The 11,954-nt window shown below is 68.0% G+C and carries 12 protein-coding genes; 4 read left to right on the top strand and 8 right to left on the bottom strand.

The genetic code is table 11. From position 1 onward, the window contains the following. Positions 1-73: 73 nt before the first annotated feature. The 5 genes from CW348_RS04335 to CW348_RS04315 all read right to left on the bottom strand — a co-directional run bounded on the left by CW348_RS04335 (position 74) and on the right by CW348_RS04315 (position 4,937). The gene (locus tag CW348_RS04335; RefSeq protein ID WP_011292205.1) at positions 74-1,390 is read right to left on the bottom strand and encodes an ABC transporter substrate-binding protein; all 1,317 of its coding nucleotides are present in this window, start codon (positions 1,388-1,390) and stop codon (positions 74-76) included. 84 nt (positions 1,391-1,474) lie between these two features. Further along, entirely contained in the window at positions 1,475-2,548 is a 1,074-nt protein-coding gene (locus CW348_RS04330) for a branched-chain amino acid ABC transporter permease (protein ID WP_016188825.1), read from the bottom strand. 3 nt (positions 2,549-2,551) lie between these two features. Continuing rightward, a complete protein-coding gene (locus CW348_RS04325) occupies positions 2,552-3,415 on the bottom strand; it encodes a branched-chain amino acid ABC transporter permease (RefSeq protein WP_104612955.1) in 864 nt (287 codons plus the stop codon). A 9-nt stretch (positions 3,416-3,424) separates the two neighbouring features. Beyond that, positions 3,425-4,150, bottom strand: coding sequence for an ABC transporter ATP-binding protein (locus CW348_RS04320; protein ID WP_011292208.1), 726 nt, complete (start codon positions 4,148-4,150; stop codon positions 3,425-3,427). After that, positions 4,143-4,937 carry an ABC transporter ATP-binding protein gene (locus CW348_RS04315; protein WP_016188826.1) on the bottom strand — a complete coding sequence of 265 codons (795 nt, stop codon included), beginning with the start codon at positions 4,935-4,937 and terminating at the stop codon, positions 4,143-4,145. The genes CW348_RS04320 and CW348_RS04315 overlap by 8 nt, the downstream gene beginning before the upstream one ends. Before the next feature lie 292 nt (positions 4,938-5,229). Here CW348_RS04315 and CW348_RS04310 point away from each other — a divergent pair, with 292 nt between their 5' ends. The 4 genes from CW348_RS04310 to CW348_RS04295 all read left to right on the top strand — a co-directional run bounded on the left by CW348_RS04310 (position 5,230) and on the right by CW348_RS04295 (position 8,693). Beyond that, on the top strand, positions 5,230-6,000 hold the full coding sequence (locus CW348_RS04310) for an SDR family NAD(P)-dependent oxidoreductase (RefSeq protein ID WP_011292210.1): 771 nt from the start codon (positions 5,230-5,232) through the stop codon (positions 5,998-6,000). A gap of 2 nt (positions 6,001-6,002) precedes the next feature. After that, entirely contained in the window at positions 6,003-6,737 is a 735-nt protein-coding gene (locus tag CW348_RS04305) for a FadR/GntR family transcriptional regulator (protein ID WP_011292211.1), read from the top strand. After that, complete coding sequence (gene dgoD, locus CW348_RS04300; RefSeq protein ID WP_011292212.1) at positions 6,734-7,879, top strand: galactonate dehydratase; 1,146 nt, start codon at positions 6,734-6,736, stop codon at positions 7,877-7,879. Before CW348_RS04305 ends, dgoD begins: the two co-directional genes overlap by 4 nt. Before the next feature lie 94 nt (positions 7,880-7,973). After that, positions 7,974-8,693, top strand: coding sequence for a FadR/GntR family transcriptional regulator (locus tag CW348_RS04295; RefSeq protein ID WP_011292213.1), 720 nt, complete (start codon positions 7,974-7,976; stop codon positions 8,691-8,693). Positions 8,694-8,791: 98 nt separating this feature from the next. On the opposite strand, the gene pafA is transcribed toward CW348_RS04295, so the two are convergent. From pafA to prcB, 3 genes are all read right to left on the bottom strand, one after another. Beyond that, the gene (gene pafA / locus CW348_RS04290; RefSeq protein ID WP_011292214.1) at positions 8,792-10,150 is read right to left on the bottom strand and encodes a Pup--protein ligase; all 1,359 of its coding nucleotides are present in this window, start codon (positions 10,148-10,150) and stop codon (positions 8,792-8,794) included. Between the two features lie 70 nt (positions 10,151-10,220). Continuing rightward, positions 10,221-10,964: a proteasome subunit alpha gene (gene prcA / locus CW348_RS04285; protein ID WP_016188829.1), complete on the bottom strand. Its 744-nt coding sequence runs from the start codon at positions 10,962-10,964 to the stop codon at positions 10,221-10,223. Positions 10,965-11,013: 49 nt separating this feature from the next. After that, complete coding sequence (gene prcB / locus CW348_RS04280) at positions 11,014-11,862, bottom strand: proteasome subunit beta (protein ID WP_011292216.1); 849 nt, start codon at positions 11,860-11,862, stop codon at positions 11,014-11,016. Between the last annotated feature and the right edge of the window lie 92 nt (positions 11,863-11,954).

The following is an 11,954-nucleotide window of genomic DNA, read 5'->3' as shown; positions in this document are numbered from 1 at the left end:
CGAGGCCCGGAGCTGGGCCGGGCCTCGCGAGAGGACGTGAAGGCTTTTCCGCCGCTGCGGCAGAAGGGCTCGGTCAGTCGTGGAAGTCGTACTCGTCGGGGCCGACCCGCTCGTAGTCGACGGGGGAGATCTCGCCGCCTTCCCGGTCGGTCACCATGGGCTCCTGGAGGCGCTTCATGGTGCCGCCGTCCTCACCGGCCTGGTACTGCTGCACGAGCACACCGGCGTGTCCGCCGTGGTCGTCCGCGGACGAGGCGAAGGGGACCAGCCCGGGGCCCTGCCACTCCATGTTCTCCACCGCTTCGATGAGGCTCTTGCGCGTCGGGTTCTCGCCCGCGGCTTTGAGCGCCTTGGCGAACATCACGGCCTGCACCATGCCGTAGATGCGGGTGTTGGTGAGCTCACCCTCGCCGTACTCCTCGTGGATCTTGGTGAAGAACTGCGTCCACGGGTCGTCGGTCATGTTCACCTGGGGCAGGTAGCCGCTGGTGATGATGCCGTCGAGGATCTGGTCGACCGGCAGCTCGTCGTCGTCGGCGTACTCCTTGAGCAGGCCGCGCAGGGTGGGGATGTCAGAGCCGATGCTGCTGATCACCCACTGCGGGTGGTAGCCCTGGCCGACCGCGTTGAGGATGCCCAGCGCAGCGAAGGCCGGGATGCAGGCGCAGACCACGATGTCCGCCTTGGCCTCCTTGAACGAGGCGATCTGCCCGCCGACCGCGTCGGGTGCGGTGGACTCGTATCCTTCGTCGGCCACGACCTTGTCGGCCAGGTACTGGTCGAGCCCGGCGATCGAGTCGCTTCCCACGTCGTCGTTCTGGTAGTAGTAGGCGACCTTGGCGTCAGGGAAGTTCTCTTCGATGTACTTGGCGATGACCTTGGCTTCCTTGGTGTAGTCGACCTGGTAGCCGTAGGTCAGCGGGTACTGCTCGGGGTCGTTCCACATCAACGCGCCCGAGGAGGGGAACAGGTCCGGGACGCCCTTGTCGTTGAGGTACTGGATGACCTTGGAGTGGGTGGGGGTGCCCAGACCGCCGAGCATGGCGAAGATCTGCTCGCCTTCCACGAGCTCCTGGGTCACCTCCACGGTCTTGGTCGGGTCGTAGACGTCGTCCTTGACCAGGTATTCGATCTTTCGGCCGTGGATGCCGCCCTGGTCGTTGATGTAGTCGAACATCGCCGAGGCGCCCTGGGAGATCGCCAGGTACCCGGCGGAGGCGGGGCCAGTGAGCGGCTGGTGGGTGCCGATGGTGACCGTGTCGTCGGTGACTCCGACAGACACGTCCAGGTCGGCCCCTTCAGAGTCCGCGACCTCGCCAGCGCCGCCGCAGGAGGTGGCCAGCAGCGACAGGGCCAGCATTCCCGCCGCCCACGTAATCGGTTTCCTCATCTCACGCTCCCACGTGTGGTGATGTAGGGGAATAGGGGGATATGCAGGGGAATCAGGTGATGGTTGTGGGAAGAACCGGTGGGCTCACCGTCGGCGCACCACGCCGCTGAGGCGGCTGAGCGCGCCGTGGATGCCCATCGGCCAGGCCATAACGATGACGATGAGCAGCGTTCCGAAGAACACCAGCGGCACGTTGTCGGCCACGCTGCTGCTCAACCCGAGCAGGTCTGCCAGCTCCTTTCCTGCCAGCTCCAGGTAGACCAGGGCCAGCGCACCCCAGAACGCGCCCCACAGGCTGCCCAGCCCGCCCAGGACGAGCGCGGCAAGCAGGCTCAGCGACAGTGCGAGCGAGAACGAGCTGGGGGTGGCGGTGCCCAGCAGATAGGCTTCGCAGGCTCCCGCCAGCGACCCGCATCCGGCGCTGATGACGAACGCGGTCACTTTGGTGCGTCCCACGGGGATGCCCGCCATGGCGGCGGCCGCCTCGTCGTCGCGGATAGCGCGTAGCCGCCGGCCCAGCCGTCCCCGGCTCAGCGTCGCCAGCACGACGAGGGCCACCAGCACGGTGAACCAGATGACCCAGGCCTTCCACTGGTTGTCGGTGACCAGCCCGGCGAGCTCGGGCGGGGCGCCGCGCATCTTGAACAGCAGGCCGTTGGACCCGCCGAGAATGTCGGAGAAGTACAGGGCCAGGGCAGGCAAACCCACCGCCAGGGCGAGGGTGGCCCCGGCCAGGTAGGGGCCGTGCAGCCGCGCTGTGGCCGCGCCGACCACGATCCCGGCGAGGCAGCCCACGACTACGGTGAGCACCATGATCGCTGCCAGCGGCACCATCGGCGCGTGCAGCACGGTCAGAGCCGTGGCGTAGGCGCCGATGAACATGAAAGCGCCGTGCCCCAGGGAGATCTGCCCGCTGGCGCCGACCAGCAGTTGCAGCCCGGCGATCGCGAGCATCAGGTAGCCCACTTTGGCGATGCGCAACTGCTCGATCGGGCCGACCAGGAAGGTCAGTGCGACGACCCCGAGGAGGGCGAGCAGGGCCGCAGCCAGGTGGGTGAGCAGCACGGGCCGGATCCGGGGCCGGGGGCGCGTGGACGGCGCGGCCTTGGGGGCGACCACGTCCGTCGGCGGGTCGTCTCGTCGCAGGGAGGAGGTCATCGGCTACACCTTTCGCACGGTCGCCCGGGAGAAGAGTCCGGCGGGGCGCAGGCTGAGCACGGCAATGAGGATCGCCAGGGCGGCGAGGGTGGTGAGTTCGGAGCCCACGTAGCCGGAGACATAGGACAGGCCCACGCCCAGCACCAGGCCGCCGGCCAGCGCGCCGAACGGGTTGTCCAAGCCGCCGAGTACGGCGGCCGTGATGCCGTAGACGAACACGGCGTCGAGCACGGTCGGGGACAGCAGCGGGGGCACCGCGAGCATTCCGGCAAGAGCGCCGATCGCCGAGGCGATGCCCCAGCCGAGGGTGAGCATCAGCCCGACCCGGACGCCGCTGAGCCGCGCGGACTCTGCGTGGAAGGCGGCGGCCCGCATCCGCAGCCCTAGCGGGGTAAAGCGGTAGAGGAGGAAGAGCACTGTGGCGACTACCCCGACCGCGGCGAGCGCGAAGATCTCCTCTGGGGAGATCGGGACTGCGGCCAAGTCGCGGAAGCTCATCGGCGGCGGGAAGGAGTGCTGCAGGTTGCCCCAGATCATGCCGGCCAGCCCTTGCAGCACCATCAGCAGGCCGAGCGTGAGGATGATGGCGTTGAGCGGGGACTTGTCCTGCACGGGGCGGACCAGCAGCCGTTCGGTGACCACACCGAGCAGGGTTCCGCTGGCCATGGCGGTGGCGAAACCGAGCCAGTAGCTGCCCGTCGCCTGGGTGACGGTGTAGGCGAGGTAGACCGCCATGAGCGCGAGGGCAGGCTGAGCGAAGTTCACTACCCGGGTCGCCTGGTAGATGATGACGAGGGACAGCCCCAAGGCCGCATAGATCGCGCCGTTGGCGATGCCCTCGAAGGTCAGACTGATGAACTGGTTCACGGGATCACCTCAGAAACCCAGGTAGGCGTGGCGCATCCGGTCGTCCGCGAGCAGTTCGGCGGAGCTGCCCCGCGCAACAACTGCTCCCTGGGAGAGCACGAAACCGTGGTCGGTGATGGACAGGGCGCTTGCGGCGTTCTGTTCCACCAGCACCACGGTCAGCCCAGTGCGGTCGCGCAGGTCGTGCAGCAGCCGCATGATCTGCTGGGTGATGAGCGGGGCGAGCCCGAGGGAGGGCTCGTCCAGCAGCAGCACGGCAGGTCGGGCCATCAGGGCCCGGCCGATGGCGACCATTTGGCGTTCCCCGCCGGAAAGGGAGGCTGCGGGCTGGTTGCGCCGCTCCACCAGGGGCGGGAACAGTTCGTAGACCTCGTCGAGGGCTTGGGCCCGGTCGCGCCGGTCGGCGCGCCACAGCCCGCCCAGCCGCAGGTTCTCCTCCACGGTCAAGTCGACGATGACCCCGCCGCCTTCCGGGACGTGGGCGAGACCGCGGCGGACCATGCTCTCGGCGGGGGCGCCGGTGATGTCTTCGCCGTTGACGAGGATCCGGCTGCCGGGGGCGGCGGGCTGGAGCCCGGAGATGGTGCGCAGCAGGGTGGTCTTCCCGGCTCCGTTGGCGCCCAGGACCGCGCAGATCTCTCCCGGCTGGACGGTCAGGGACACCGAGCGTAGGGCTTGGACCGCCCCGTAGTAGGTGGAGAGGTTCTCGATCTGCAGAATCGGGGTGTCACTCACCGGCAGCCTCCTGCACCGGGGTGCCCAGGTAGGCCTCCGCAACCGCGGGGTCTGCTTGGACGACGGACGGCGGACCGGAGCAGATGACCTGGCCGAAGTTGAGGACGACGATGTGGTCGCACACGTCCATGACCAGGTCCATGTGGTGTTCGACGAGGACGACGCCCATGGTTTGGCTGCACCGCCGGATCGTGGCGGCCAGGTCGGCCATGTCCGCGCCGGACAGGCCGCTGGCGGGCTCGTCCATGAGCAGCAGTTCAGGTTCGGCGACGAGGGCGCGGGCCAGGGCCACGCGTTTCTGCAGTCCGTAGGGGAGGGTCGAGGGGTAGGCGTGGGCGACGTCGGCGATCCCGAACTCTTCGAGCACGGCCATGGCCCGGTCGGTGAGCTCCCGTTCGTCGCGCTGGTAGCTGCCGAGTCCGGTGAGCATGCCGGGGAGTCGGGAGCGGCCCAGCGGGTCGGCGCCGACGATCACGTTGTCCAGGACCGTCATCCTCTCGAAGAGGTTGAGGCCTTGGAAGGTGCGGGCGATTCCCAGGCGTGCAAGCTGGTGGGGACGATGGTTGCGCAGGGGGCGCCCTTTGAAGGTGATCGTGCCGCGCTGGGGTCTCACCACGCCGGTCATCACGTTGAACAGCGTGGTTTTACCGGCTCCGTTCGGGCCGATGAGGCCAGTCACGCTCTGGGGGGCGATCGTCAGTCCGACATCGGAGAGCGCGGCGAGGCCTCCGAATCGGACGGTTACCCCCTCGACCTCCATCAGGGGGGAGGGTGCGGTAGGGGCCATGAAGCCTCTTTCTGTCAGTGCGGAGCCACCGCGTCTTGGACCACGGGGATATACCTCGCCGCATACCAACTGGTTGGCATGCGGCGAGGTCACGAGTGCGGCGCGCCGGGGAGGGACTGAAGAGGGGACAACGCCGCGGACCATCAAGTTACCTATGACCTGGATCACCTGGAAGTGGTCTCGCGCGGAACCGGTGATTTCACCGATAGGCCCTTGCACCGCGATGACCTGCGGCGTAAAAATAATTCAGATTTATTTAGGCGACTGTGACCGTCCGACTCCGGAGCGCATCGTGCCCCTTCCTGTCCGTACCGCCCGCTTCACCGACCGCGTCGCCCTCGTCACCGGGGCCGCAGGCGGCATCGGGGCCGCAACCGCACAGCGGCTAGCCGCCGAAGGCGCCGCCGTGGTCCTCACCGACATCGACACGGAACGCGGAGAACGCGTCGCCGCCCGCCTCCGCGACCAAGGCCACCGGGCGGTCTTCCAGTACTGCGATGTCTCCGACGAAGACTCCTGGGCCCACGCCGTCCGCACCGCCAACGACACGTTCGGCCCCGTCGACGCCCTCGTGAGCAACGCCTACCGCGTCACCATCGCCCCCGCCCACGCCACCTCGCTTGCCGACTGGAACGACCAGATCGCGGTGACCCTCACCGCTACTTTCCTCGGGGTACGCGCCTGCCTCACTGACCTCCTGGCCCGCAACGGCAGTGTGGTCGCGGTGTCCTCTGTGCACGCCATGGTGGGCCTGCCCGGCCGCCCCGCCTATGCCGCGGCCAAAGCCGGGCTGACTGGACTGGCCCGGCAGCTCGCCGTGGAATACGGGCCGCAGATCCGGGTCAACAGCGTCCTCCCCGGCCCGATCCGCACCCGGGCTTGGGACAACGTCAGCGAAGACGACGTGCGCCGCAGCGTGGAGCAGACCGTGGCAGGCCGCCTCGGCGAACCCGACGAAGTCGCCGCCGCGATCGCCTTCCTCCTCTCCTCCGACGCCTCCTACATCACCGGCACCACACTGCTGGTCGACGGCGGCTGGACCTCCTACAAAACCTCCGCGTGACCATGAGCAGCTCCTACCCCGGGCGGGGCGTCCACGGCCGCGTCGTCGAACTCCTCGGCGAACGCGTCGCCTCCGGAATGATCCGCGAAGGCGACACCCTCGACCTGCGCTCCTTGAGCGCCGAACTCGGTGTGAGCATGAGCGTGGTGCGGGAAAGCGTGCGGGTACTCGCCGCCAAAGGCCTCGTGGACTCCCGCCAGAAACGCGGCACCTTCGTGCGTCCGCGCACCGAGTGGAACCTGCTCGACGCCGACGTCGTGCGCTGGCGTGCCCGAGGCGGTGACACCGCCCGGCTCATGGCCGACCTGGCTGAACTGCGTGCCCTCATCGAACCCGCTGCGGCCCGCTTCGCTGCCCAGCGACGCACGGAAAACCAGCTTGCCGACCTGGACCAGGCCCTCGACTGCATGGACCGCACCCGTGGGGATCCGCGCGCCCACGCCCTCGCCGACCTCGAATTCCACCGCTGCCTCCTCGCTGCCTCCGGCAACGAACTGCTATCCCGCATGGACCTGCTCGTCGCCCCCGGCCTCGTGGAACGCGACATCCTCGTGCACTCCGCCGACCCGAAAGCCGACCCGGTGCCGGCGCACCGCGCCGTCGTCGACGCCGTGCGCGCCCGCAACCCTGACGCCGCCGAGCAGGCGATGCGCGCCCTCCTCGCCGCCGCCGACGCCGACCTCCGCCGCCTTGCCGGCACCGCCTTGGACCCGCCCAACCGGAAGGACCGCCCGTGAAGATCGTCCGTGTCGAAACCTTCGCCGTCCCCCCGCGCTGGCTGCTGTGCCGGGTCGAAACCGACGACGGGGTCGTCGGCTGGGGCGAACCCGTGGTGGAAGGACGCGCCTCCACGGTCCGCACCGCCGTGCACGAACTCGCGGAACTCCTCCTCGGACGCGACCCCATGCGTATCGAGGACCACTGGCAGTTGATGACCAAAGCGTCCTTCTACCGGGGCGGGCCGGTACTGTCCAGCGCGGTCGCCGGACTCGACCAGGCTCTGTGGGATATCGCGGGCAAAGTCCTCGGCGTCCCCGTGCACGTGATGCTCGGCGGCCCGGTACGCGACCGGGTGCGGGCCTACAGTTGGGTAGGCGGGGACGAGCCCAGCCAAGTCGCAGACGCGGTAGCGGAACGGGTCGACGCCGGGTTCACCGCGGTGAAAATGAACGCTTCCGGCCGCACCGACCCGCTCTCCACCGCGCACGCTGTCGCCGAGATCGTGGCACGCGCCGAAGCCGTCCGCGACGTGCTCGGCCCCGACCGGGACTTCGCCGTGGACTTCCACGGCCGGTTCACTACGGCGAACGCCCGGCGCGTCATCGACCACCTGGCCCCGCTCCACCCCTTGTTCGTCGAAGAACCGGTGCTGCCCGAATACACCCACCGCATCGGGGACGTGGTCGCGGCCACCACTGTGCCCATCGCCACCGGGGAGCGGCTGTTCTCCCGCTCCGACTTCCTGCCCGCCTTCCAGGCAGGCATCGCCGTCGCCCAACCGGACCTCTCCCACGCGGGCGGCATCTCCGAAGTGCGCCGGATCGCCGCGCTCGCGGAAACCTTCGACGTGCTCCTGGCCCCGCACTGCCCGCTCGGCCCGATCGCCCTGGCGGCCAGCCTGCAGATCGCCTGCTGCGTGCCCAACTTCCTCATCCAGGAGCAGAGCATCGGCATCCACTACAACCAGGGGGCGGATGTCCTCGACTACCTCATCGACCCGGACGTGTTCACCTTCACCGACGGTTTCCTGGCGCGGCCCACCGCGCCCGGGCTGGGCATCACCGTGGACGAGCGCGCCGTCCGCGACGCCGACGGATCCGTCCCCGACTGGCGGGGCCCCGTGTGGCGGCACCCCGACGGCTCGTTTGCTGAATGGTGATCTTTCATCTCAATCACCCCTCCGTGTGACCTCTTGCACATTAAGTGAGGGAATGTTACTTTCGCGGAAACCGACCTGTTTGAGGTATCCGCGCATGGGGAGTGAGAGTCTGGCCGACCGCCTGGCCGACCGCCTGCTCGACCAGGTGGTGCGCGGTGAACTCGCCGTGGACGAGGCCCTGCCCTCGGAAGCCGAGATCGCCGCAGCAGCCGACGTCAGCCGTCTGACCGTCCGCGAGGCGGTCAAAGTGTTGCGGACCAAGAACATCGTCCGGGTCAAACGCGGTCGGGGAACCTACGTCAACGCACCCGAGCACTGGACTGACCTGGAACTCATCCTGCGCATGGCGCAACGCCGCAGCGGGGCAGGCGCCGCAGCACTCGGACTGCTGGAAGTACGGCGCATCCTGGAAGCCGGAGCCGCCGAACTCTGCGCCCAACGCCGCAGCGACGCCGACCTCGCCCTGTTGACCACACACGTCGCGGAGATGGACAAAGCCATCGCCGCGGACGACGCCTCCACGTTCGCCCGCGCTGAAACCGCCTTCCACGAAACCATCGTGCGGTCCTGCGGCAACGTGTTCATCCCAGCGATCTGCGCCCCCGTGGACCGGCTACTGCTGCACCTGCACGCCCGGACCGCAACCATCGCCCACATCCGGGTCCGCGCCCAAAGCCACCACCGCCGGATCCTGTCCGGAATCGCCGCCGGCTCCCCTGCCGCAGCCCGGGACGCGATGCGCGCCCACTTCGACCAGCTCGCTGAAGACCTGCTGCGCCACGTCGTCGACCGCTGCGGTGTCAGCGAACCGTAGCCGGCTGCCGCACCCGACGGCAGAAGCGCAGCGCACAACTGCCTGGGCTGCGGCGGGGAGAAACGCTCCCGCTCCCCGCCGCAGCCCGGCATCACCACTCACATGCCAGCGATGAGCTTCTCCACCCGTTCATCCACCGCCTTGAACGGGTCCTTGCACAACACGGTGCGCTGCGCCTGGTCGTTGAGCTTGAGATGCACCCAGTCCACGGTGAAGTCCCGCCGCTTCTCCTGGGCTTTCTTAATGAACTCGCCGCGCAGCCGGGCCCGCGTCGTCTGCGGCGGCACCGACTTCGCTTCGAAAATCCGCAGGTCGCTGACCACCCGCTCCATCTGCCCGCGCTGCTGGAGCAGGTAGAACAGGCCGCGGTCCCGGTGAATGTCGTGGTAGGTCAAGTCGAGCTGGGCCACCCGGGGGGACGAGAGGCTCAACCCGTGCTTGGCCCGGTAGCGTTCCAGCAGCTTGTACTTGGCGACCCAGTCGATCTCCCGCGCCACCAAGTCCAAGTTGCCGCTCTCCACCGCCTCCAGGGTGCGCTGCCACAACTCCAAAACGCGCTTACCGGTCGCGTCAGTGCCGGTGCGGTCCACAAAGCTCTGCACCCGCTCCAAGTATTCGCGCTGGATCTCCAACGCGCTGGCCTCCCGACCGTTGGCCAGGCGGACCTTGCGGCGGCCCGTCATATCGTGGCTGATCTCGCGGATCGCCCGGATCGGGTTCTCCAACGTGAAGTCGCGCATGGGCACATTCGCTTCGATCATGCGCAACACCAAGTCGGTGGAGGCGAGCTTGAGCAGCGTCGTGGTCTCGCTCATGTTGGAGTCGCCCACGATCACGTGCAGTCGCCGGAACCGCTCCGCGTCCGCGTGCGGCTCGTCACGCGTGTTGATAATCGGACGGGACCGGGTCGTCGCCGACGACACACCCTCCCAAATGTGTTCGGCGCGCTGACTGACGCAGTACAGCGCGCCGCGCGGAGTCTGCAGGACTTTACCCGCCCCGCAGATGATCTGGCGGGTCACCAGGAAGGGAATGAGGACATCGGCGAGCTTCCCGAACTCCCCGTGCCGCGCCACCAGGTAGTTCTCATGGCAGCCGTAGGAGTTGCCGGCCGAGTCCGTGTTGTTCTTGAACAGGTAGATGTCCCCGGCGATCCCCTCCTCGCGCAGCCGCTGCTCGGCGTCGATCTGCAGCCCTTCCAGGATGCGTTCCCCGGCCTTGTCGTGGGCTACCAGGTCGAGCAGGTTGTCGCACTCGGGGGTGGCGTACTCCGGATGGGAGCCCACGTCCAGGTAGAGCCGCGCGCCGTTGCGGAGGAACACGTTGGAACTGCGCCCCCACGACACCACACGGCGGAACAGATAGCGGGCCACTTCGTCCGGTGACAGCCGGCGCTGCCCCCGGAACGTGCAGGTGACCCCGTACTCGTTCTCCAGACCGAAGATGCGGCGTTCCACGCGGCCTCACCCGTCCTTCTTCATCCGCGGCGCCGCGGACCCGCGGCCCGCGGCGCCTGCCGAATCACACTCAGTCAGTGGCGCCGCCGTCTTCAGAGGACTGCGCTTCAGCCGCCTCCTCGGCCTCGCGCGCCTCCTGGAGCATCCGGGCCAACCGTTCCCCCTGGATGCGACGGAACTTACGGTGCGGCCGCGAACGTTCCAGCACCGCCACCTCCAGGCTGCTGGCTTTCAGCTCGCGTCGTTCACCGTTTTCGTGCGCCAGACCGTGCACCGCGACCCGCAGCGCGTCGGTCAGGGACATGTTCTTGACGTACCGTTCCCGCAGCGCCGCAGTCACCCGCTCGGCGGAGCCGCCCATCGCCAGGAAGTCGCGTTCGTCGACCACGGAACCGTCGAAAGTAATCCGGTAGATCTGGTCGGAGTCGGGGGAGTCACCGACTTCCGCGACGACAATCTCGACTTCCCAGGGCTTGCTGCTCTCCGTGAAGACCGCGCCGAGGGTCTGGGCGTACGCGTTGGCCAGCATCTGGCCTGTGACGTCGCTGCGGTCGTAGGTGTAGCCGTGCATGTCGGCGAAGCGGACACCGGCAAGGCGCAGATTCTCGAACTCGTTGTAGCGGCCGACCGCGGCAAACGCCACCCGGTCGTAGAGTTCGCTGATCTTGTGCAGCGTCCGGGACACGTTGTCCGCCACGAACAGGATGCCGCCCTCGTATTGCAGTACGACGGCGCTGCGGCCCCGCGCGATCCCTTTTCGCGCGTAGTCCGCCTTGTCCTTCATGATCTGTTCGGGCGAGACGTAGAACGGCATCGACACCGGCGTAGTTTCCTTTACTGGTCGAAGAGCACGGATGACAGGGTCAGCTCACCGGGGCGGTGGGTCCGTCGGGGTGTTCAGCGCGGGCGGCTACCACCGTCTGCGCCAACGATTCGACTTCCTCGTGCGACATCCGACGGTGGCCGTCCTCGGTAATGACGTCGACCAGCGGGTAGATCTTGCGGTGCAGGTCAGGACCACCCGTGGCGGAGTCGTCGTCGGCCGCGTCGTAGAGTGCCTGCAGCGCAACCAGTGCAGCGTCGGTCTCGGCAAGGTCATCGCGGTACAGCTTCTTCAAAGCCCCTTTGGCGTAGACCGAACCGGACCCGATGGCGTGGTAGCGGTGCTCCTCGTAGCAGCCGCCCACCGGGTCGTAGCTGAAAATGCGGCCTTCTCCGCGGGACGTGTCGTAGCCCACGAGCAGCGGGACCACCACAAACCCCTGCATGGCCAGCCCCAGGTTGGAGCGGATCATGGTGGCCAGCCGGTTGGCTTTGCCTTCCAGCGACAGCGGGCGCCCTTCCCGCTTCTCGTAGTGCTCCAGTTCCACCTGGAAGAGCTTGGCCAGTTCAATACCGATTCCGGCCGATCCCGCAATACCGACCGCAGAGAACTCGTCGGTGCGGAACAGCTTGTCCATATCCCGGTTGGCGATCACATTGCCGGACGTGGCTCTACGGTCGCCCGCGAGCACGACACCGCCGGAAAAGACAACAGCCACGATCGTCGTGGCTTCGGGAGTCAAGTGGGCGGGGGAGCTGTCGGAGGGAAGGTTGGCGAAATTGGGCAGCCGGTCGGGACTCACCTGACGGAGGAAGTCGACGAACGACGTGGGCCCCGGACTCATGAACGCGGCGGGCAGCCGTCCACTACCCATGAACGCTTCAGACACGCGACTCCCTTCGGAGGTGCCCCGTCCACGTGGACGGGGCACCGCGGACTTGTTCGTTTGCCTTGCTGTGACCCTACTGACAGCTCAGAAGA

It is taken from the genome of Thermobifida sp. (assembly GCF_017577275.1).
Taxonomy (GTDB): Bacteria; Actinomycetota; Actinomycetes; order Streptosporangiales; family Streptosporangiaceae; genus Thermobifida; species Thermobifida fusca.
Note: the sequence above shows the minus strand (reverse complement) of the source record. Positions and strands in the feature narration are given on the sequence as shown.

Excerpts from the sequence above, each read along its gene's own strand:
- CW348_RS04315 (WP_016188826.1), bottom strand. The coding sequence starts at position 4,937 with ATGGCCCCTACCGCACCCTCCCCCCTGATGGAGGTCGAGGGGGTAACC.
- CW348_RS04305 (WP_011292211.1), top strand. The coding sequence starts at position 6,003 with ATGAGCAGCTCCTACCCCGGGCGGGGCGTCCACGGCCGCGTCGTCGAA.
- CW348_RS04335 (WP_011292205.1), bottom strand. The coding sequence starts at position 1,390 with ATGAGGAAACCGATTACGTGGGCGGCGGGAATGCTGGCCCTGTCGCTG.
- prcA (WP_016188829.1), bottom strand. The coding sequence starts at position 10,964 with ATGCCGTTCTACGTCTCGCCCGAACAGATCATGAAGGACAAGGCGGAC.
- CW348_RS04330 (WP_016188825.1), bottom strand. The coding sequence starts at position 2,548 with ATGACCTCCTCCCTGCGACGAGACGACCCGCCGACGGACGTGGTCGCC.
- CW348_RS04295 (WP_011292213.1), top strand. The coding sequence starts at position 7,974 with ATGGGGAGTGAGAGTCTGGCCGACCGCCTGGCCGACCGCCTGCTCGAC.